18 protein-coding genes are annotated in these 20,222 nt (G+C 68.1%); 7 read left to right on the forward strand and 11 right to left on the reverse strand.

All coding sequences use genetic code 11. From position 1 onward, the window contains the following. Window positions 1–26: 26 nt before the first annotated feature. Window positions 27–1,640, reverse strand: coding sequence for a sensor histidine kinase (locus AC1DGW_RS09235; protein ID WP_478022010.1), 1,614 nt, complete (start codon window positions 1,638–1,640; stop codon window positions 27–29). 335 nt (window positions 1,641–1,975) lie between these two features. Here AC1DGW_RS09235 and sucC point away from each other — a divergent pair, with 335 nt between their 5' ends. Beyond that, window positions 1,976–3,148: an ADP-forming succinate--CoA ligase subunit beta gene (sucC, locus tag AC1DGW_RS09240; RefSeq protein WP_054667218.1), complete on the forward strand. Its 1,173-nt coding sequence runs from the start codon at window positions 1,976–1,978 to the stop codon at window positions 3,146–3,148. 181 nt (window positions 3,149–3,329) lie between these two features. Then, on the forward strand, window positions 3,330–4,205 hold the full coding sequence (gene sucD / locus AC1DGW_RS09245) for a succinate--CoA ligase subunit alpha (RefSeq protein WP_478022016.1): 876 nt from the start codon (window positions 3,330–3,332) through the stop codon (window positions 4,203–4,205). A 142-nt stretch (window positions 4,206–4,347) separates the two neighbouring features. On the opposite strand, the gene AC1DGW_RS09250 is transcribed toward sucD, so the two are convergent. The 5 genes from AC1DGW_RS09250 to purM form a co-directional block, all read right to left on the reverse strand. Continuing rightward, complete coding sequence (locus tag AC1DGW_RS09250) at window positions 4,348–5,031, reverse strand: DUF3108 domain-containing protein (protein WP_478022019.1); 684 nt, start codon at window positions 5,029–5,031, stop codon at window positions 4,348–4,350. A gap of 2 nt (window positions 5,032–5,033) precedes the next feature. Then, on the reverse strand, window positions 5,034–5,780 hold the full coding sequence (locus tag AC1DGW_RS09255; RefSeq protein WP_478022218.1) for a DUF3108 domain-containing protein: 747 nt from the start codon (window positions 5,778–5,780) through the stop codon (window positions 5,034–5,036). A gap of 86 nt (window positions 5,781–5,866) precedes the next feature. Then, complete coding sequence (gene purN, locus AC1DGW_RS09260; protein ID WP_478022021.1) at window positions 5,867–6,526, reverse strand: phosphoribosylglycinamide formyltransferase; 660 nt, start codon at window positions 6,524–6,526, stop codon at window positions 5,867–5,869. Next, entirely contained in the window at window positions 6,523–7,131 is a 609-nt protein-coding gene (locus AC1DGW_RS09265; RefSeq protein ID WP_478022024.1) for a DUF2238 domain-containing protein, read from the reverse strand. Before AC1DGW_RS09265 ends, purN begins: the two co-directional genes overlap by 4 nt. Before the next feature lie 11 nt (window positions 7,132–7,142). Then, complete coding sequence (gene purM / locus AC1DGW_RS09270) at window positions 7,143–8,168, reverse strand: phosphoribosylformylglycinamidine cyclo-ligase (protein WP_478022220.1); 1,026 nt, start codon at window positions 8,166–8,168, stop codon at window positions 7,143–7,145. Window positions 8,169–8,298: 130 nt separating this feature from the next. Here purM and AC1DGW_RS09275 point away from each other — a divergent pair, with 130 nt between their 5' ends. The 3 genes from AC1DGW_RS09275 to hda are packed head-to-tail and all read left to right on the forward strand — an operon-like array spanning window position 8,299 to window position 11,266. After that, the gene (locus AC1DGW_RS09275) at window positions 8,299–9,408 is read left to right on the forward strand and encodes a DUF2066 domain-containing protein (RefSeq protein WP_478022028.1); all 1,110 of its coding nucleotides are present in this window, start codon (window positions 8,299–8,301) and stop codon (window positions 9,406–9,408) included. Continuing rightward, complete coding sequence (locus tag AC1DGW_RS09280) at window positions 9,405–10,574, forward strand: AI-2E family transporter (protein WP_478022031.1); 1,170 nt, start codon at window positions 9,405–9,407, stop codon at window positions 10,572–10,574. The genes AC1DGW_RS09275 and AC1DGW_RS09280 overlap by 4 nt, the downstream gene beginning before the upstream one ends. Then, entirely contained in the window at window positions 10,571–11,266 is a 696-nt protein-coding gene (gene hda / locus AC1DGW_RS09285) for a DnaA regulatory inactivator Hda (protein WP_478022033.1), read from the forward strand. Before AC1DGW_RS09280 ends, hda begins: the two co-directional genes overlap by 4 nt. 114 nt (window positions 11,267–11,380) lie before the next feature. On the opposite strand, the gene murU is transcribed toward hda, so the two are convergent. The 4 genes from murU to AC1DGW_RS09305 all read right to left on the reverse strand — a co-directional run bounded on the left by murU (window position 11,381) and on the right by AC1DGW_RS09305 (window position 15,021). Further along, a complete protein-coding gene (murU, locus tag AC1DGW_RS09290; protein ID WP_478022035.1) occupies window positions 11,381–12,091 on the reverse strand; it encodes an N-acetylmuramate alpha-1-phosphate uridylyltransferase MurU in 711 nt (236 codons plus the stop codon). Next, the gene (locus tag AC1DGW_RS09295) at window positions 12,088–13,101 is read right to left on the reverse strand and encodes an aminoglycoside phosphotransferase family protein (protein WP_478022037.1); all 1,014 of its coding nucleotides are present in this window, start codon (window positions 13,099–13,101) and stop codon (window positions 12,088–12,090) included. The genes murU and AC1DGW_RS09295 overlap by 4 nt, the downstream gene beginning before the upstream one ends. A gap of 91 nt (window positions 13,102–13,192) precedes the next feature. Beyond that, window positions 13,193–13,462, reverse strand: coding sequence for a GlsB/YeaQ/YmgE family stress response membrane protein (locus AC1DGW_RS09300; RefSeq protein WP_478022039.1), 270 nt, complete (start codon window positions 13,460–13,462; stop codon window positions 13,193–13,195). 65 nt (window positions 13,463–13,527) lie between these two features. Next, a complete protein-coding gene (locus AC1DGW_RS09305; protein WP_478022041.1) occupies window positions 13,528–15,021 on the reverse strand; it encodes a M20 family metallopeptidase in 1,494 nt (497 codons plus the stop codon). 127 nt (window positions 15,022–15,148) lie between these two features. Between AC1DGW_RS09305 and AC1DGW_RS09310 the strand changes: the two genes are divergently transcribed. Beyond that, entirely contained in the window at window positions 15,149–15,553 is a 405-nt protein-coding gene (locus tag AC1DGW_RS09310) for a ComEA family DNA-binding protein (RefSeq protein ID WP_478022222.1), read from the forward strand. A 626-nt stretch (window positions 15,554–16,179) separates the two neighbouring features. Here AC1DGW_RS09310 and AC1DGW_RS09315 read toward each other — a convergent pair. Further along, on the reverse strand, window positions 16,180–17,586 hold the full coding sequence (locus AC1DGW_RS09315; protein WP_478022043.1) for a GntP family permease: 1,407 nt from the start codon (window positions 17,584–17,586) through the stop codon (window positions 16,180–16,182). A 163-nt stretch (window positions 17,587–17,749) separates the two neighbouring features. Here AC1DGW_RS09315 and AC1DGW_RS09320 point away from each other — a divergent pair, with 163 nt between their 5' ends. Further along, entirely contained in the window at window positions 17,750–19,990 is a 2,241-nt protein-coding gene (locus tag AC1DGW_RS09320; RefSeq protein WP_478022045.1) for a TonB-dependent receptor, read from the forward strand. The last annotated feature ends 232 nt before the right edge of the window (window positions 19,991–20,222 follow it).

A 20,222-nucleotide genomic window follows, 5' to 3' on the forward strand; every position in this document is an offset into this window, starting at 1 on the left:
TCCGGCGTTCGTCCTGTCCTCGGATGTCAGGCGGCGAAGGCACCGTGCGGCGCGGCCATGACGATGCGGAAGCAGGCGCCGCGGGTCGGTACCGGGATGTATTCCAGCTGCGCCTGGCTGGCGCGGCACAGCTCCTGGGCGATGTACAGGCCCAGCCCGGTACCGTGTTCGGAGGTTGTGTAGAACGGCCGGAACAGCTGCGTGGCCACCGCCTCCGGGATGCCCGGGCCACGATCGATCACGTCGACCACCGCATGGCGGCCGGACGAGGCGACGCGGATCCGCACCCGCGCCGGCTCGTCGCCCATGCGCCCGTACTTGAGCGCGTTGTGCACCAGCGCGGTCAGTACCTGGTGCAGGTGGCGCGGGTCCATCAGCGCCGGCACCGAGGATTCGCGGATGATGGATTCCACGTCGTCGGTCTCGGTGGACAGGGTCTGCCGGTACTCCAGCACGAAGCGGCGCACGAAACTGGCCAGGTCCAGGTTCTCCGGGCTGGCGCGCTCGCGGCGGGCCAGCGCCAGCACGCTCTCGACGATGCCGTTGGTGCGCTGGCACTGCTGGTGGATGATCTGCAGCAGGCGCCGGTCGGCATCGCCCAGGTCGCTGGATTCCTCCAGCAGCTGGGTGGCGTAGTTGATCGCCGCCAACGGGTTGCGGATCTCGTGGGCGAGGCTGGCCGAGAATCGGCCGAGGGTGGACAGGGTCAGCGACTCGGCGCGGCGCGAGACCACGCTGGTGTCGTCCAGGAACAGCAGGGTCTGGTCGCTGTCGGCCAGCAGGCGGGCGAAGCGCGGTTGTACTTCGGCCTGGCCATTGGCCAGCTGCAGCGGCAACTCCTCCCCGGTCGAATCGGCGCGCCAGCGCTGCAGGCGCCGGGCCAGCTCCGGCGCGACCTGTCCCAGCCGCGCCTCGCCGCCGGCCAGCCCGTCGCCGGCTTCGCCGAGCAAGGCGGCGGCGGCCTCGTTGGCCAGGGCGATGCGGCCGCTGCCATCGACCACCAGCACGCCGGTGCGCATGCGGCGGATGATCAGCTCGTTGATCTCGAACAGGTTGGCGACCTCGGCGCCGCGTCGCTCGGCGAGCTGCTGGTTGCGGCGGGCGCGGTTGCCGATCTGGTAGCTGATCCAGGCCAGGGCGAGGTAGCTGGTGATGAACATCGCCAGTTCGGCCAGCGTGCGGGTGCTCTCGCCGCCCTCGAGTTCGCGCCAGCCGAACTCGGCCACGGTGGCGATGCTGGCCACCACCGCCACCAGCATGCCGCGCGACAGCGGCAGCAGCATGGCCGCGGCGGAGATGTTGAACAGCAGGGTCATCGAGATGCCGGCGCTGGCGCCGGGCAGGGCATGGGTGAGCAGGGTGGCGGCGAGGATGTCGGTCATCGCGCCCCAGAACACCAGCGGCTGCAGCCAGCGCTCGTTGCGGCCCCAAACCAGCAGGCCCAGCGCGACCGGCAGGTAGCCGACGCAGACTGCGCGCGCCAACAGGGGATGATGCGCCTCGCTCATCAGCGCGCTGAGTGGGCTGAACACCAGTGCCGCGATCAGGCTGGCGATCAGCACCCGGTACAGCGCGAAGAAATAGAGCTCGCGCCGTGGTATCGATTCGATGCGGTCGATCAGCGAGGAACGGGAAGGCAAGCGCAGGGCTCCGGCGGCGGGCGGCAGGACCGAGTATAGGTGCGGGCGGGGGGCGTCGCGGGCCGAAGGCGGTTGCCATGCCCGCGGCCGGCAAGTGCCTGAAATGGCGTCCGATTCCGCTCCCTGCATGCGTCCCGGGATGCCTTTCTTTGTTCCCGCCATCCCTGGTGGGAACCCTGCGGGCCATCGGCAAGCGATGTCAAAAAGCCGCTCCTGGCGTTTTTTTTGCGCCACGGGCCGCGGTCGGCGACAATGGTGGGCCCGCCCGCCCTGCAGGAAGGCCATCCGATGGCCCTGTGGACTCGTGGCGGTTGTTCCCATTCCCACGGTGACACATGAATTTCCACGAATACCAGGCAAAACAACTGCTTGCCGAGTACGGCATCCCCGTCCCGGCCGGCAAGGTCGCGGCTACCCCGGACGAGGCGGTCGCCGTTGCCCAGTCGCTGGGCCAGGGCCCCTGGATGGTCAAGGCGCAGATCCACGCAGGCGGCCGCGGCAAGGCCGGCGGCGTCAAGTTCTGCAAGACCGTCGAAGACGTGAAGGCTGCCGCGGCCAAGATGCTTGGCACCAAGATGGCGACCTACCAGACCGCCGGCGTCGAGCTGCCGATCAATCTGGTGCTGGTGACCACCGCCGGTGAGATCGTCAAGGAACTGTACCTGTCGGTGCTGGTCGATCGTGGCACCCGCACCATCAGCTTCATCGCTTCCTCGGAAGGCGGCATGGAGATCGAGCAGGTCGCCGCCGAGACCCCGGACAAGATCCACACCCTGAACGTGGATTTCGTCGAGGGCGTGCAGGGTTACCACGGCCGCGACATCGGCTTCAAGATGGGCCTGACCGCCAAGCAGGCCGGCCAGTTCGCCAACATCATGGTGAACCTGTACCGCATCTTCAACGAAAAGGACCTGGCGCTGGTTGAAATCAACCCGCTGGCGATCCTGGACGACGGCAACCTGTACGCGCTGGACGGCAAGTTCAACAGCGACGACAACGCCAGCTTCCGCCACAAGGAACTGGTCGCCATGCGCGACAAGTCGCAGGAAGACGAGACCGAAGTCACCGCTTCGGAGCTGGACATCAACTACGTCACCATGGACGGCAACATCGGCTGCATGGTGAACGGCGCCGGCCTGGCCATGGCCACCATGGACGTCATCAAGCTCAACGGCGGCGAGCCGGCGAACTTCCTGGACGTGGGCGGCGGCGCGAACAAGCAGCGCGTGATCGAGGCGTTCAAGCTGATCCTGTCCTCGGACAAGGTCGAAGGCATCTTCGTCAACATCTTCGGCGGCATCGTCCGCTGCGACATGATCGCCGAGGGCATCATCGCCGCGGTCAAGGAAGTGGGCGTCAAGGTTCCGGTCGTGGTGCGCCTGGAAGGCACCAACGTGGAAGAAGGCAAGCAGCTGCTGCGCGACAGCGGCATGGCCATCATCCCGGCCGACAACATCAACGACGGCGCCAAGAAGGTCGTTGAAGCGGTCAAGAACGCCGCCGCCTGATCATTCCCTGTTTCGGGGCACCGGGCTGCGCTTCTCCAGCCCCCTTGAGTCAAGGGGGCGACATCGCCGCGAAGCGGCGATGTGGGGGATATGGAGGCATGCCTGAGTGATGTTTCGCCTGGCGGAACATCACGTGGTTCCGAAGCCGATAAACAGCAAGAGATTCAGAGGACTCAAACGAATGTCCGTTTTGATTAACAAGAATACGAAGGTGATCGTGCAGGGCTTCACCGGCCAGCAGGGCACCTTCCACGCCACCCAGATGATCGAGTACGGCACCCAGGTTGTCGGCGGTGTCACCCCGGGCAAGGGCGGCACCACCCACATCGACCTGCCGGTGTTCAACACCGTGGCCGACGCCGTGCAGTCCACCGGCGCCAACGCGTCGGTCATCTACGTGCCGCCGCCGTTCGCGGCCGACGCGATCCTGGAAGCCGCAGCTGCCGGCATCAAGGTCATCGTGTGCATCACCGAAGGCATCCCGGTGCTGGACATGCTGCGCGTGGACAACGTGCTGAAGAGCTCGCACCCGGATACCGTGCTGATCGGGCCGAACTGCCCCGGCGTGATCACCCCGGGCGAGTGCAAGATCGGCATCATGCCGGGCCACATCCACAAGCCGGGCAAGATCGGCATCGTGTCGCGTTCGGGCACCCTGACCTATGAAGCGGTCAAGCAGACCACCGAAGTCGGCCTGGGCCAGTCCACCTGCATCGGCATCGGCGGCGACCCGATCAACGGCCTGAACTTCGTCGACTGCCTGAAGCTGTTCAACGAAGACCCGCAGACCGAAGGCATCATCATGGTCGGCGAAATCGGCGGCGACGCCGAGGAAGCCGGTGCGGAATACATCAAGGCCCACGTGAAGAAGCCGGTCGTCGGCTTCATCGCGGGCGCCTCGGCTCCGGCCGGCAAGCGCATGGGCCACGCCGGTGCGATCGCTTCGGGCGGCAAGGGCACCGCGGAAGGCAAGTTCGCCGCGATGGAGGCCGCTGGCGTCGTCACCGTCCGTTCGCCGGGCGATCTGGGCGCCGCCATCGCCAAGCTGGTCAAGTAAGACCTGCCGCGATGCGCAACGAAAAGGCCGCCTCCGGGCGGCCTTTTCGTTTTTCTGCTTTCGCAGGAACCATTGATGCGGGGCTTGCCCCGCGTGGGATTGCCGGGGAAGGTCCGTACGGGGCAAGCCCCGTATCTACAGGTCAGCGCAGCGACTTGATCGTCAGGTCCAGCGCGTCCTTGCCGCCCTCGCGCTGCAGCAGGCGTACCGGCACCGGCATGCCGGGCGCGATCCAGGCGATCTGTTCCTTGTTGCCGTCCACGCGCGAGACCTTGGTCGTTTCCACGGTCTTGCCGTCGACGGTCATGGTTTCCTTGCCGACGACGCGGTAGGAGAGCGTCTTGGCCCGGCCGTCATCCACCATCCTGTAGTTGAGCGGCCTGCCGGCGGCGACGTCGCGGGCGATGGCGAGGTTGATCAGCAGGCCGTCCATGTCGCCGCTCTGCAGTGCGACCGGTCCGCGCCGTTCCGGTTTCGCGTCGCCGCTCCAGGTAGCCTGGTTGCTGCCCCAGTCGTAGCGCGCATCAACCGCGCGGCGCTTGAACGGAATCACCGAGGCGTCGTGGCTGCTCAGCGGGCGCAGCTGGCCGTTCTGCTCGTCGAACAACGTGCTCTGGCTCAATTCGGCCAACTGGTTCTTGACCTGCAGCGTATAGCGCCACTTGCCGCCGTTCTCCGCGGCCAGGGTCATCACGCCGTTGGCCTGCAGGCCCATGTAGCTGGCCTGGTAGTTGGCGGTGAAGGGCTGTACGGCGAAGGCGGGCAGGCTGGCCAGGGCCGCGAAGGCCGCTGCAGCCAGCGGAAGGGGGCGCAGGAAGGATTTCATGCTCAGGCTCCTTGGTATTCGGTCAGGCGCAGGTCGATGGCGTCCTCGCCATCCTCGCGCTGCAGGATGCGCACGGGGGTGGGCACGCCGTTGGCGATCCACAGGATGGTTTCGTCGTTGCCGCCATTGGTGCGGTAGACGCGCAGCGCGTCGTAGCTGAGGTCGCCGACCTGCACGGTCTCGGTGGCGGTGGCGGCCTGGTACTCGTACTGGCGCACCCGGCCCACATCCACGTAGCGGTAGCGCAGCGGCTGGCCGGGGCGGGCGTCGCGCATCAGCGACAGGTTGAGCAGCAGCGCGCTCTGGTCACCGCGCTGCAGCGGGATGGGCTGCTGCCGCTCCTTCTTCAGGTCGCCCTGCCACTGTGCGGTGCCTTCGCCCCAGTTGTAGACGCCGGTGACCTTCCTGCCGAGGAACAGCGCCTTTTTCACCGTGCTCTGGCTCAAGGGCACATACACCGCGCCTTCGTTGTCGAAGACCGTGCTCTGCTCCAGGTTCAGTCCGAGCACGCCGGCGAAGCCGCGGCGGCCACGCACGGCCATGTCCACGCGCCAGCGGGCGCCGTCGTTGTGGACCACGCGCATGGTCGCGTCGCCGGCTTCCTTGCCCTTGTAGAAGGCCTGGTAGGTGGCGACGAACGGCTCCAGTGCCGGCGGATCCCACTCTGCCGGCGGCAAGGCCGCTGCGCCGGCGGGCGCCGCTTCCTGGGCCAGGACCGGCAGGGCGGTCAGCAGGCCTGCCAGCAGCATCGGTTTGAGGAAGGCGGTCGTCATGCTCGGATAAAGGCCGGTGGAATGTGGATCATGCCAGCCTGCGCATCAGCGGCATGTGCGGATCAGGGGTGCAGCGTTCCGGCGGAATCTAGGCGCAGCGGACTAAACAGGGACTGACCATCGAGCAGGACCGTGCCGTCCCGTTCAGCTACGCGGCCTTCGATGAGCAGGCGGACCGTCGCCAGCAGGAGCGGGTGCTCGACCGCCAGTACCCGCGCGGCCAGGGTGTCGGCGCTGTCGCCGGCCAGCACCGGCACCCGCGCCTGGGCGATCACCGTACCGGCGTCCAGCTCCGGCACGACGAAATGGACGCTGGCGCCATGTTCCGCGTCGCCGGCCTCGAGGGCGCGGGCATGGGTGTGCAGGCCCTTGTGCAGCGGCAGCAGCGACGGATGGATGTTGACCAGGCGGCCGGCGAAGCGCTGCACGAAGCCGGCGCCGAGGATGCGCATGTAACCGGCGCAGACGATCCAGTCCGGCGCGCAGGCGGTCACCGCGTCGCCGAGCGCGGTGTCGAAGGCCTCGCGGTCGGCGAAGTCCCGGGGGGCGCGCGCCCAGCGCTGCGCCGGGGCGACCTTGTCCAGTGCCGCGGCACCGGGCTTGTCGGAGAACACGCCGGCGATGCGCGCATGCAGTTGCCCATCGGCGATGCCGTCCAGCAGGCATTGCAGGTTGCTGCCACGCCCGGAGGCGAGCACGGCGATGCGGGCCGGTGCGCTCATCGGGAGGCCCGCCTGGCCAGCGGCCACGCCAGCAGGCTGCCGATCGTGGCCAGCAGCATGTCGGCATGCGCGTCCCAGATATCGCCCTGCTGGCCGTTGTAGGCCTCGGCGGCTTCAGGCGACAGCGCCAGGGCGATGCCCCATTCCAGCCATTCGTAGACCAGGCTGGAGCACATGACCGCCATCACCGCCAGGGCGAACGCCTGCCCGCCGCGCAGCGCCGGCCAGGCATGGCGCGCCAGCTGGGCCAGCGCCGGGGCGAAACAGGCGCCATAGAGGAAGTGGATCAGCCGGTCGAAATGGTTGCGCTGCCAGCCGAAGGCCGCGCCGGGCGACCAGCCGGTCAGCCCCTGCAGCCACGCCTCGTACGGCACGTTGGAATACAGCCAGCGCGCACCGATGCAGTGCAGGGCGATGAATCCGCAGGCCGCGGCGAAGGCGCCGTCGCCCAGCGGCCAGCGCCGGTCCACCCACCACAGTGCCGCAAGTCCGGCGACGGTCAGCGAACTGTGCAGGGCCTGTTCCAGCGGCCACAGCGGTTTGATCCACGTGAGCAGGAACACGGCGAGCACGCCGATGAACGCGGCCTTCTTGGCGGGGGACATGGGGCGGAGGATCAGCCGATGCGGACGCGCTCGCCGCCGTCGGCCGCAACGACCTTGCCGATCTGCCAATGCGCCAGCTGCAGCGCATCGAGCGAGGCGTCGATGGCGGCGACCTGGTCGGCCGGCACCAGCAGCACGAAGCCGATGCCGCAGTTGAAGGTGCGCCACATTTCGTTGTCGGCGACGTTGCCCTCGCGCTGCAGCCACTGGAACACCGGCGGCAGGGTCCAGCTGGCGGCATCGATGTCCAGGCCCAGGCCGTCGGGCACGACGCGGATGATGTTCTCGGTCAGGCCGCCGCCGGTGATGTGGGCCATGCCGTGGATGGCGGCGCCGTGTTCCTTCAGCAGCGACAGGATCGGCTTGACGTACAGACGGGTCGGCGCCATCAGCGCGTCCACCAGCTTCACGCCGTCTTCCAGCACCAGGTCTGCCGGCTGGCCGGCGCGGTCGTAGATGCGGCGCACCAGCGAGTAGCCATTGGAATGCGGGCCGGAGGAGGCGATGCCGATCAGCACGTCGCCTTCGCGCACGCTGGAACCATCCTTCAGCTCGCTCTTCTCCACCGCGGCCACGGTGAAGCCAGCCAGGTCGTATTCGCCCGGTGCGTACATGTCCGGCATCTCGGCGGTCTCGCCGCCGATCAGCGCGCAGCCAGCCTCGGTGCAGCCGTTGGCGATGCCGCCGACCACCGCCGCGGCGGTATCGATGTCCAGCTTGCCGGTGGCGAAGTAATCCAGGAAGAACAGCGGCTCGGCGCCCTGTACCAGCACGTCGTTCACGCACATGGCGACCAGATCGATGCCGATGGTGTCGTGGCGGCCGAGCTGCTGGGCCAGCTTGAGCTTGGTGCCCACGCCGTCGGTGCCCGAGACCAGCACCGGCTCGCGGTACTTGCCCGACAGGTCGAACAGCGCGCCGAAGCCGCCCAGCCCGCCCATCACCTCGGGACGGAAGCTGCGCTTGACCAGCGGCTTGATGCGCTCGACCAGTTCGTTGCCCGCGTCGATGTCCACGCCGGCGTCACGGTAGGTCAGGGGAGAGTTGGCGGAGGTCGGGGAAGTGGTCACGGGCGGCTGCACTGGCGGGGTGAACGGGCGATTTTAACAGGCCACGTTGGCGCCAAGGCCGCATTCGGGCAACAATTCCCACCGGAACCGTCGAGCAATGGAACCCTCAATGCGTCGCAGCCTGGCTTTTTTCCTGTTTCTGTCGCTCTGCCTGTCCGTCACGGCGGCGTTTGCGCAGTCTGGCGTGCGCACCGAGGGTGACGTGGCCAGCGCGCAGAACCCCTACGAGGCCGAAGTGCCGGTCAACAGCCAGAGCGACGCCGACCGCAACGGCGCCCTGGCGCGCGCGCTGGGCGCGGTGCTGGCCAAGCTGTCCGGCGACCGCAGCGCGATGACCCGCCCGGGCGTGGCGCAGGCGCTGCGCAGCGCCAGGGACATGGTCGAAAGCTATGACTATCGCCAGGACCAGAGCACGTCGGCCGCCGGCGCGCCGAGTTTCCGCACCATGCTGGTGGCGCGGTTCCGCCAGGACGACGTGGATGGGCTGGTCGCGGCGCTGGGCCTGCCGATATGGCCGCAGCCGCGGCCCAAGCCGGTGGTGTGGATGGCGATCGACGACGGCAGCGGTCCGCGCCTGGTCGGCGTGCAGCAGTCGAACGCGGCCCGTCCGTTGCTGGACCGCGCCATCGAACGTGGCTTCCGCCTCGGCCTCCCCGGCGGCGGCGCGGCCGAACAGGCGCTGGTCGGCGCGATCTGGCGCCAGGACACCGCCGCCATCGCCCGCGCGTCGGCGCGCTATGCGCCACCCATGCAGCTGGTCGGCAAGCTGTACCGCGCCAGTGGCGGCGGCTGGATGGCCGACTGGGTGTTCGTCGACGATGGCCGCGAACTGGCCAAGTGGAGCACCCGCGACGGCGATGCCCGCCGCGCGATGGCCGGCGGCGCCGACGGCGCGGCCGATGCGCTGGTCAAGCGCTATGCCAAGGCGCCGGTGGCCGGCGCGGCCGGCACCTATCGCATCCGCGTCAGCGGCATCCGCACTGCGGCCGACTACCTGCGCGTGGCCGCGACCCTGCAGTCGGTGGCGGTGGTGCGTTCGATCGTGCCGGTGCAGGCCTCTGGCGACCGCCTGGAGCTGGACCTGGAGCTGATGAGCGGCCTGCAGGGCCTGAACCGCATGCTCGGCGCCGACGCCGCGCTGCAGCCGGTGGCGCCGTCCACCGAGGGCGCGCCTGCGTCCTCCCCGGCCGAGTACCGCGTCCGATGAGCGGTACCGCCGATGCCGAGATCGCGCTGTTCCTGCGCCGCCTGAAATGGACGGTGCTGGGCGCTTTCGCGCTGTGGGTGGTGTGGCTGCTGGCGCCGATCCTGACGCCGTTCGTGGTCGCGCTGATGCTGGCCTGGCTGGGCGATCCGCTGGTGGACCGGCTGGAAGCGCGGGGCCGCTCGCGCAATACGGCGGTGATCCTGGTGTTCGCGCTGATGATCCTGCTGCTGGCACTGGCGCTGCTGATCCTGGTGCCGATGATCCAGCGCCAGATCGTCACCCTCGTGGCCGCGCTGCCGCAGGCGCAGGAGTGGCTGATGGGCACGGCGCTGCCGTGGATCGAGCAGCGCACCGGCGTGGAGATCCTCGGCTGGCTGGAGCCCGAGCGCCTGTTCGAGTGGGTGCGCGCGCACTGGCAGCAGGCCGGCGGCGCGGCGACCACGCTGTTCGGCTATCTGTCGCGCTCGGGTTTCGCGATGGTGGCCTGGGTGGTGAACCTGGCGCTGCTGCCGATCCTGGCCTACTACTTCCTGCGCGACTGGGACCGTCTGGTCGAGCGCGTTGCTTCGATGATCCCGCGCAACCACATCGAGATCGTGTCGCGGCTGGCGCGCGAATCCAACGACGTGCTCGGCGCCTTCATCCGCGGGCAGATCGCGGTGATGATCGCGCTGGGCGTGGTGTATGCGGTCGGCCTCTCCGTGGTGGGGCTCAACCTCGGCCTGTTGATCGGCCTGGTCGCCGGGCTGATCAGCTTCATCCCCTACCTGGGCGCCACCACCGGCGTGGTGCTGGCGGTGCTGGCGGCGCTGGTGCAGGCTCAGGGCTTCGACGTGAAGCTGCTGGCGCTGGTCGGCGTGGTGTTCGTCGTCGGCCAGTTGCTGGAGAGCTACGTGCTCACTCCGCGTATCGTCGGCGACAAGATCGGCCTGCACCCGGTGGCGGTGATCTTCGCGGTGATGGCCGGCGGCCAGCTGTTCGGCTTCCTCGGCATGCTGCTGGCGCTGCCGGCGGCGGCGGTGATCAACGTGCTGCTGCGCTATGCGCACGAGCGTTACCGGCAGAGCGAGCTGTATGCCGGGCATGGCACGACCATCGTGCTGCAGTCCAGCGGTGAGCCCGCGCCGGGCATGGGCATCGTGCCGAAGGACGTTGAACCGAAGTGAGCGTGCCGCAGTTGCCGCTGGCCCTGCGCTATCCGCCGGACCAGCGATTGGAGAGTTTCATCGGCGCCCCGGACGGGGCGTTGGCGCAGTTGCGCGCCGCCGCCACCGGCGGCAGCCGCGACTGGATCTACCTGGTCGGCCCCGCGGGGAGTGGCAAGACGCATCTGGCGCTGGCCGTCTGCGCTGCCGCCGAGCAGGCCGGGCGCGGCTCGGCCTATCTGCCGCTGCAGGCCGCCGCCGGGCGCCTGCGCGACGCGCTGGAAGCACTGGAAGGGCGCGACGTGGTCGCGCTTGATGGGCTGGATGCCATCGCCGGCCAGCGCGACGATGAAGTAGCGCTGTTCGATTTCCACAACCGCGCGCGCACCGCCGGTGTGACCCTGCTCTATACCGCCACGGCCGCACCCGACGCGCTGGGGCTGGTGCTGCCCGACCTGCGCTCGCGGCTCTCGCAGTGCGGGCGGATCGTGCTGGACGCGCTGGACGACGACGGGCGCGGCGCCGTACTGCGCGAGCGCGCGATCCGGCGCGGACTGGCGCTGGACGAGGCGGCCATCGACTGGCTGCTCACCCGCACAGGCCGCGACCTGGGCGGGCTGGTGTTGCTGCTGGATCGGCTCGACCGCGAGTCGCTGGCCGCCAAGCGGCGCATCACCGTGCCGTTCCTGCGCAAGGTGCTGGACGCGTCCTGAGCGGCGTGGCGCAGGTGCGGAACTGACCCCCGCACGGGCTTCGCCGGGTGTGCTGTACGGGGCAAGCCCCGTACCTGCGGCGTCGGTTTCCCGACCGGTATGGCAGCGCGTGCGTTACGGGCGTCCGCGCAGCGCGTCTTCCAGCGCCTGCAGCCGCTGCGGCGTGCCGACGTCGGTCCACCGACCGCGGTGGTGTTGGCCGGTGATGCGGCCCTGCGCCATGAAGTGCTTCTGCAGCGGCACCACGCTGAAACGCGGCGGCGTGCGTTCGCTGCCTGGCGCATCGCCGATCACCGCACGCCAGCCGTCCAGGATCGAGGGGCGGTACATGCCGATGCCGGCATAGGTCAGGCAGGGCGCGTCGCGGTCGTGGTGCAGCACGCCCTGCGTGTCGAGGCGGTAATCGCCCTGCGGGTGCTGCGGCGGGTTGTCCACCAGCACCAGATGGGCTTCGCCGGCCGGTTCGCGCGGCAGCAGGGAAAAATCGAAGTCGGTCCAGATGTCGCCGTTGACCACCAGGAACGGCGCCTGGCCCAGCAGCGGCAGCGCGTTGAGCATGCCGCCGCCGGTTTCCAGCGGCGTGGGGCCTTCGCAGGCGTAGTGCAGGCGCAGGTTCCAGCGGCTGCCGTCGCCCAGTACCTCGGGGAACTGCGTGGCCAGCCACGAGGTGTTGACCACCACCTCGCGCACGCCCAGCGCGGCCAGCTTTTCCAGGTGCCACGCGATCAGCGGCTTGCCACCGGCCTGCAGCAGCGGCTTGGGCGTGTGGTCGGTGAGCGGGCGCATGCGCTCGCCCAATCCCGCAGCGAAAACCAGCGCCTTCATTGCGTGGCCCGGTCGGCCAGCGCCGGCTTGATCCGCTGTTCCAGCAGCGAGTGCAGGCCGGACAGCTGCGGATGGCGCGGCAGCACCTCGTCGAGATAGGCGATGAAGCGCGGCACGTCTTCCAGGTAATGGCTCTTGCCGTCGCGGTAGTGCAGGCGGGAGAAAATCCCGAGGATCTTCAGGTGCCGCTGCACGCCCATCCAGTCGGCATCGCGCAGGAAGGTGGCGCGGTCGGGTACCGGCAGGCCGGCGGCGCCTGCGCGTTCGTGGTAGCGCACCAGCCAGCCGTCCACGCGTTCCAGCGGCCAGCTCAGGAAGGCGTCCTTGAACAGGCTCACCGGGTCGTAGGCGATGGGGCCGCGTACCAGGTCCTGGAAGTCCAGTACCGCCGGGCCATCTTCCACCGGCATCAGGTTGCGTGGCATGAAATCGCGGTGGGTCATCAACTGCGCCTGGCCCAGCGCGTTGTCCATCAACCGCCGCTGCGCCAGCTGCAGGCCTTCGATCTCGCCGCAGTCCAGCGCCAGGCCGAGATGGCGCTGCAGGAACCATTCGTCGAATAGGCCTGCATCGCGCTGCAGCAGCGCTTCGCCGAAATGGCCGAAGCCGTCCGGCACCGGGATCGACTGCAGCCGGATCAGTTGCTCCATGGCGCGATCGAACCACGCGTCGGCATTGCCGTCGTCCAGCAGCCGCGCCAGGGTGGGCGCACCGAGGTCTTCCAGCAGCAGGAAGCCGGCTTCCAGGTCCTGCGCGAGCAGGGCCGGCACCCGCAGCCCATGCGCCAGCAGCAGTTCGCGCATGTGCAGCCACGGCCGCGGATCCTCCAGGCCGGGCGGGGCATCCATGACGATGTGGCTGCCGCCATGGCCGGTGACGCGCCAGTAGCTGCGGAAACCGGCGTCCACCGAGGCGCGCTCGATGCTGGCGGTGTCGTCGCCGAGCCGGGTGCGGGCCCATGCCAGGCGCTGCCGCGCACGCTGCGGGTCGAGGGAAATGTCCAGGGTCATCGGTGGGGCGTACTCGCAGGTGCCGTTGGGCCGGCCACGAGGCGTCGGCGCCCTGTGGCGTTCCCGTGTTCGGGGGAAAAGGGTGGAACGTTCAGCGCTTGCCGCTGACCAGCCGCAGCAGCGCCAGCAGGGCGATGGCGCCGACGATGGCGCCGACGAAGCCGGCCGGCTGTCCGGCGGCATACCAGCCCATCTCGCGCCCGAACCAGCCGGCGAACACCGCGCCGGCGATGCCCAGCACGATGGTCAGCAGGCAGCCCATGCGGTTGTTGCCGGGCATGAAGAAGCGCCCGAGCAGGCCGACCACGAAGCCGACCAGGATGATGTACAGCCAGCTGCCGCTGCCAAACAGTCCGCTCATGTGTCCGCCCGCTTCAAAGGAAAAACGCAGCCTAGCAAGGCCAGGCTGCGTCGTCATCGCGCCGCTCAGCAGCAGCCGTGGCCGCCGTGGCGGGTGCCGCTGTCGGCCGCCACCGGTGAACCGCTGGTCTCGCCGCGCAGGCTGGCCGCGTGGTGGTCGAACAGCACCTTGGACACGCAGGCGGTGACGCGCTTGCCCATCGGGATGTGCAGGAACTCGTTTGGACCGTGCGCATTGGAGTGCGGGCCGAGCACGCCGGTGATCATGAACTGCGCGCCGGGGAACTTCTCGCCCAGCATGCCCATGAACGGGATGGAGCCGCCTTCGCCCATGTACATCGCCGGCTTGCCGAAGAAGGCCTGGCTGGCGTCGTCGATGGACTGCTCCAGCCACGGCGCCATGGCCGGTGCGTTCCAGCCGGTGGAGGCCTTTTCCAGGTCCAGGGTCACGTGCGCGCCGTTCGGCGGATCGCGCAGCAGGGCTTCCTTCAGCAGCTCGCCGCAGGCCTTGCCGTTGGCGGTCGGCGGCAGGCGCAGCGACAGCTTCACCGAGGTCTCCGGGCGCAGCACGTTGCCGGCCGATTCCAGCGGCGGCATGCCGCCGATGCCGGTCACCGACAGTGCCGGGCGCCAGGTGCGGTTGAGCACCAGCTCGGTCAGGTCCTCGTTCATCGGCTTGAGGCCGTCGACCAGCGGGAACTTGTCGAAGATGGCGGTATCGACCACGTCGGCGGCGCGCCTGGCCTGTTCCAGGCGTTCGGCCGGGATCTCGGTGTGCAGGCCTTCGAGCAGGATGCGGCCGGTGTTCTCGTCCTCAATGCGCGACAGCAGCTGGCGCAGCAGGCGGAAAGACGACGGCACCACGCCGGACGCATCGCCGGAGTGCACGCCCTCGTTGAGCACCTTCACGGTGAAGTTGCCTCCGGTCAGGCCGCGCAGCGAGGTGGTGCACCACAGCTGGTCGTAATTGGCGCAACCCGAGTCCAGGCACACCACCAGCGACGGCTGGCCGATGCGCTCGGCCAGGTGGTCAACGTAGGCGGGCAGGTCGTAGGAACCGGATTCCTCGCAGGCTTCGATCAGGATCACGCAGCGGGCGTGCGGCAGCCCCTGCTCCTGCAGGGCGAGCACGGCGGCCAGCGAACCGAAGATGGCGTAGCCATCATCGGCGCCGCCACGGCCATAGAGTTTTTCGCCGCGCAGCACCGGCTTCCACGGGCCGAGGTCGGCGTCCCAGCCGGTCATTTCCGGCTGCTTGTCCAGGTGACCGTAGAGCAGCACGGTGTCGTCGCCGGTTTCCGGGCCGGTGGCGGGGATTTCCAGGAAGATCAGCGGGGTACGGCCTTCCAGGCGGACCACCTCGACCTGCAGGCCGGGGATCTTCTGCGCCCTGGCCCAGCTTTCCATCAGCGCCACGGCCTGGTCCATATAGCCATTGGCAACCCAGTTCGCGTCGAACATCGGCGACTTGTTGGGGATGCGGATGTAGTCGACCAGCTGCGGGACGATGTCGCTGTCCCACTTGTCGCTGAGAAATTGGCCGAGCTTGGCGCTATCCATTCGGGAACTCCGGTTGCAAGGTTTCAGATGCGTCCATTCTACGCCGTCCGTCTTGTAGGAATTTTCCTACAAGGAATCGGGCGGTTTGCCGGCTGCGGGCCGGAAGGCTGGCGGATAGGCTGTGTTCATGTGGCGCGGAACACTGGTCTGGCCGGCGGGGATGCCGGCATTCCAGTCCAAGCCACAAGGAGTTGCAGCGATGAAGCTTTTCACCGTGATGCTGAAGTCACTGGTTCTGGCGTTGTTGTTGACCGCATCGGCGCAAGCCACGGACAAGGTCGACATCAACACCGCCACAGCGGCGGAGCTGGACCGGGTATTGGTGAATATCGGCGCCGCCAAGGCGCAGGCAATCGTCGAATACCGACAGGCGAACGGTCCCTTCAAGAGCGTCGAGGAACTGGCGCTGGTCAAGGGCATCGGATTGAAGACGGTCGAACGGAATCGTGACCTGATCGGCGTGGGCGCAGGAGCCGCCCCCGCCGCCAGGAGCGCCAAGGCGGCGACGACCAAGCCGGTCGAAAGGCGTTGAGCGGAAAGGAATCGAAAAACGTGCGCCGTCTGGATGACGGCCACACGGAGAACCCCGCATAGCCAGGAGGCAGGGGAGAGGCAGGAAGCCTACAGGGAAGTGAAGTCGCCCGGTGTTGCACAGTGACGTGCAGCCGGGCGATTTTTTTGCCTGCTGTTCTGGAGTGGGCCGGCGGACCGGGACTCTGTCGGAGGCAGGCCCGGGGGCCATCGGAGATGTGACTCCGATCCATGCCGGCGGCAGGCGCCGGCTATTTGCCCTGCCGGCAACGCACTGATCGGGATACAGGGAGCCCGGCGCCGGGCATCGCCCTGCACCAAGGCAACTCTGTCGTCCCGGCCGCATCAAGGGAACGGCAAGGGTATGGCTCCCGATCAGCATCAGCCATCGGCTCCTTGCCATCTGTCGCACCGGGCAATCCGATGGCGTTGCTGCGATGAAGCCGCTGAGGGACATCGCACCGCTCCATCGGAAGGCTTCCGTGGTCCAGCCGGATCTCGGATGGACCGAAGGCCTGGCCCCGGTCGGTGTCACCCGGAGGGGCTTGCCATTTTCCTTGCCGGCTGCATCCAGGGGATTGTGCGCGGCAGTGTTCCCGCAGGATGCGTCCTGCTCTGCCAGCAGCTTCAGACCACGCCGGTTGCGTAGTACACGCCGATGATCGCGAATACCGCCAGGGTCTTGATGACGGTGATGGCGAAGATGTCCTTGTAGGACTGACGGTGGGTCAGGCCGGTGACGGCGAGCACGGTGATGACCGCGCCGTTGTGCGGCAGCGTGTCCATGCCGCCGGAGGCCATCGCCGCCACGCGGTGCAGCACCTCCATCGGGATGCCGGCGGCCTGCGCGTTGGCGATGAAGCTGTCGGCCATCGCCGCCAGCGCGATGCTCATGCCGCCCGAGGCCGAGCCGGTGATGCCGGCCATGGCGGTGACGGAAATGGCCTCGTTGACCAGCGGATTGGGGATCGAACCCAGCGCGTTGGCCACGACCAGGAAGCCGGGCAGGGCGGCGATCACCGCGCCGAAGCCATATTCGGAGGCGGTGTTCATCGAGGCCAGCATCGCCCCGCCGATCGCCGATTTGGTGCCCTCGGCGAACGCGGCCACCACCGGCTTCCAGGCGAAAGCGATGACGCTGAGGATGCCCAGCAGCAGCGCGCCCTGTACCGCCCAGATGGCGGCGACCTTGGACACTTCCTGCACCACCGGTGCCGGGTTGCCGATCACCGCCGGCACGAACGACTGGCTTTCGCCGTAGAAGCCCGGAATCCAGCGGGTGAACAGGAAATTGGCCACGCCCACCAGCACCAGCGGCAGCACCGCCACCAGCGGATGCGCCAGGCGGTCGCCCTGGAACGGCTCGGGCTCGTTGCGCAGTGCCTCATGGGGGCCGGAATATCCCTCGCCCCTGGCGATCGCGACGCGGCGGCGCCATTCCAGGTAGCTCATGCCCAGGATCAGGATCACCACCGTGCCGATCACGCCCAGCCACGGCGCGGCCCAGCCGGTGGTGCCGAAGAACGAGGCCGGGATGATGTTCTGGATCTGCGGCGTGCCCGGCAGCGCGTCCATGGTGAAGGTGAAGGCGCCCAGCGCGATGGTGCCGGGGATCAGCCGCTTGGGGATGTTGCTCTGGCGGAACAGTTCGGCGGCGAACGGGTAGACCGCGAACACCACCACGAACAGCGACACGCCGCCGTAGGTCAGCAGCGCGCAGACCAGCACGATGGACAGCATCGCCCGCTGTGCGCCGACCAGCCGGATGGTGGCGGTGACGATGGATTTGGAGAAACCGGAGATCTCGATCAGCTTGCCGAACACCGCGCCGAGCAGGAACACCGGGAAGTACAGCTTCAGGAAGCCGACCATCTTGTCCATGAACAGGCCGGTGAACATCGGCTGCACCAGCGTGGGGTCGGTCAGCAGCACCGCGCCCAGCGCCGCCACCGGCGCGAACAGAATCACGCTGTAGCCGCGGTAGGCCACGAACATCAGGAAGCACAGCGCCGCCAACACGATCAGAAACGACATCCACGGCTCCCCGGCCAGACACGATGCCGGCGAGTATCGGGAGCCGGGGCGGGCCGGCCCACTGTACGAACGGACGATACGCCGGGGGCTAACGCCCCGTTAACGTGCGCAGCGTGGGCGGCATCCGTGTGCCGCCGTGTCATACCCGGGAGGAGGGAGACCAATGAAGCGCAAGTATCTGAGCATGGCCGTGGGCTGTGCACTGCTGGCACCGGCGGCGTTCGTGCAGGCCCAGGAGCAGCCGCATCCGGCCGGTCACCAGCAGGCTACCCAGCTGGATGAAGTCACCGTGACCGCGCGCCGCCGCACCGAGTCCATCCAGGACGTGCCGGTGGCGGTGTCGGCCTTCGGCGAGGAGCAGATCAAGGATCTGCAGGCCTCCACCGTGGAAGGCCTGCAGGGCGCGGTGCCGAACATGAACATCGCCCAGGGCCGCGGCTCGGCCAACAGCGTCAACGTGTTCATCCGCGGCATCGGCCAGCCGGACGCGCTGCAGACTTTCGACCCGGGCGTGGGCATGTACGTGGACGACGTCTACTACTCGCGCATCAACGGCGCGCTGTTCTCGCTGTTCGACATCCAGCAGCTGGAAGTGCTGCGCGGCCCGCAAGGCACCCTGTACGGCAAGAATTCCACCGGCGGCGCGATCAAGCTGACCACCAAGAACCCGTTCGACAACGAGGGCGGGGCGGTCGAAGTCACCGCCGGCGACTATGGCCGTCTGGAAGGGCGCTTCTACGTGTCGGGCAAGCTCAGCGACACTGTCGCGGCCAGCGTTGCCGGCGCCAAGATCACCAACGATGGCTACGTGAAGGATGCCGACACCGGCAAGCATTACAACGACGACGACACCGAAGCGCTGCGCGTCAAGCTGGCCTTCAACCCGGCCGACAACTTCCGTGCCACCCTGTCGCTGGACACCACCAAGCAGGACGCCGCGCTGACCCTGGGCCGGCCGATGGCCGACCTGCGCCAGACCAGCCTCGCGCCGGCCGGGGTGATCGTGCTGAAGAAGGGCGAGACCGGCGAATGGAACCGCCGCGCCCGCACCTCGTTCAAGGATGGCCAGGGCCAGTACCTGAAGCACTCCGGCGCTTCGCTGGCGATGGACTGGGACATCAACGAACAGTGGACGCTGAAGAGCATCAGCTCCTACCGCAAGCTCAAGACCAGGTCCTTCATCGACATCGACGCTTCCGAGTACGAGCTGGGTGACGTGCTGGTCGCGCTGAACCAGGACCAGAAGAGCCAGGAATTCCAGCTGCACTACGACAACGGCTCCAACCTGCATGCCACCTTCGGCGCGTATTACATGAAGGAGAACGTGCCGTCGTACCAGGAGGCCTATGCCGACGACCTGTTCTCGTTCCTGGGGGCGAAGGTGCCGTTCCTGCGCACCATCAACGACGACCTGACCACCACCTCCAATGCCGCCTTCGCCCACGTCAACTGGGAGTTCGTGCCGAGCTGGACCGTGGCCGCCGGCGTGCGCTGGACCAAGGACAAGAAGGACTACGAGCGCTCCACCAGCACCTTCTGGGGCGCGCCGTTCACTGCCCTGAACGAGACCGTGGCCTTTGCCGCCAATGCCTCGTGGACGGCGGTCACGCCGTCGATCAGCCTGCAGAAGGCCTTCGGCGACAACCTGATGGGCTATGTGTCGGCCAACCGCGGCTTCAAGTCCGGCGGCTTCAACGGCCGCGCCAACACCAAGTTCGATACCCAGCACGCCAAGTTCGATCCGGAATACGTGTGGACCTACGAGCTGGGCCTGAAGGGCAGTTCGGCCGACCGCCGCTTCCGCGGCAGCGCGGCGGCGTTCTACAGCAACTACAGCGACTTCCAGGCGCGCGTCTCGCAGGACGTGGGTACCTTCCCGGTGCTGAACGCGGCCAAGCTCAACATCAAGGGCATCGAGCTGGAAGGCAGCGCGCTGCTGGGTGAGGCCACCACGCTGAGCGCCCAGGTCGGCTGGATGGATGCCAAGTACGACAAGTTCGAGGACTTCCGCCTCGATCCGTCCTACCCGGGCTTCGATCCGAACGTGAACCACGACCACGTGCCGTTCTCGCCGGACTGGACCGCACGCGTGGCCCTGCAGCACGTGTTCACGCTGGGCGACAACGGCAACCTGACCTTTGGCGGAGACGTGTCCTACCGTGGCGAGACCTGGCTGAGCGTGGACAACCGCGCCGTGCTCAGCCAGGACGCCTACACCCTGGTGGGCGTCTACGGCGTGTGGGATTCGCCGCAGATGGCCTGGCAGGTGCGGGCCGGCGTGCGCAACCTGACCGACAAGGAATACAAGACCGAAGGCCAGGAATTCGCCAGCGTGGGCAACATCCAGACCGCCTACTACGGCCTGCCGCGCAACTGGTACGTGTCGCTGCGCTACAACTTCTGAGGCGCCCGTTCCGGCCTTGAACCGAAACCCTCCCTGCGCCTGCAGGGAGGGTTTTTTCATGCGGCGTTTCCATGTGCGCGGCCTTTGGGCTGCGTTCCATGGGGTCATCCCGTAGGAGCGCACTTCAGTGCGCGATGGGGCTTTCCCAACGAACCCTCGCGCCGAGCCTTCCTGCAGTTCCGGGAAAGCTCCATCGCGCACTGAAGTGCGCTCCTACGGTTTGCGGCCGGCG

Source organism: Stenotrophomonas sp. 05N423, assembly GCF_056397145.1.

Coding starts and splice junctions, on each gene's coding strand:
- sucC (WP_054667218.1), top strand. CDS start 1,976: ATGAATTTCCACGAATACCAGGCAAAACAACTGCTTGCCGAGTACGGC.
- sucD (WP_478022016.1), top strand. CDS start 3,330: ATGTCCGTTTTGATTAACAAGAATACGAAGGTGATCGTGCAGGGCTTC.
- AC1DGW_RS09250 (WP_478022019.1), bottom strand. CDS start 5,031: ATGAAATCCTTCCTGCGCCCCCTTCCGCTGGCTGCAGCGGCCTTCGCG.
- AC1DGW_RS09255 (WP_478022218.1), bottom strand. CDS start 5,780: ATGCTGCTGGCAGGCCTGCTGACCGCCCTGCCGGTCCTGGCCCAGGAA.
- purN (WP_478022021.1), bottom strand. CDS start 6,526: ATGAGCGCACCGGCCCGCATCGCCGTGCTCGCCTCCGGGCGTGGCAGC.
- AC1DGW_RS09265 (WP_478022024.1), bottom strand. CDS start 7,131: ATGTCCCCCGCCAAGAAGGCCGCGTTCATCGGCGTGCTCGCCGTGTTC.
- AC1DGW_RS09275 (WP_478022028.1), top strand. CDS start 8,299: ATGGAACCCTCAATGCGTCGCAGCCTGGCTTTTTTCCTGTTTCTGTCG.
- AC1DGW_RS09280 (WP_478022031.1), top strand. CDS start 9,405: ATGAGCGGTACCGCCGATGCCGAGATCGCGCTGTTCCTGCGCCGCCTG.
- murU (WP_478022035.1), bottom strand. CDS start 12,091: ATGAAGGCGCTGGTTTTCGCTGCGGGATTGGGCGAGCGCATGCGCCCG.
- AC1DGW_RS09295 (WP_478022037.1), bottom strand. CDS start 13,101: ATGACCCTGGACATTTCCCTCGACCCGCAGCGTGCGCGGCAGCGCCTG.
- AC1DGW_RS09300 (WP_478022039.1), bottom strand. CDS start 13,462: ATGAGCGGACTGTTTGGCAGCGGCAGCTGGCTGTACATCATCCTGGTC.
- AC1DGW_RS09305 (WP_478022041.1), bottom strand. CDS start 15,021: ATGGATAGCGCCAAGCTCGGCCAATTTCTCAGCGACAAGTGGGACAGC.
- AC1DGW_RS09310 (WP_478022222.1), top strand. CDS start 15,149: ATGTGGCGCGGAACACTGGTCTGGCCGGCGGGGATGCCGGCATTCCAG.
- AC1DGW_RS09315 (WP_478022043.1), bottom strand. CDS start 17,586: ATGTCGTTTCTGATCGTGTTGGCGGCGCTGTGCTTCCTGATGTTCGTG.
- AC1DGW_RS09320 (WP_478022045.1), top strand. CDS start 17,750: ATGAAGCGCAAGTATCTGAGCATGGCCGTGGGCTGTGCACTGCTGGCA.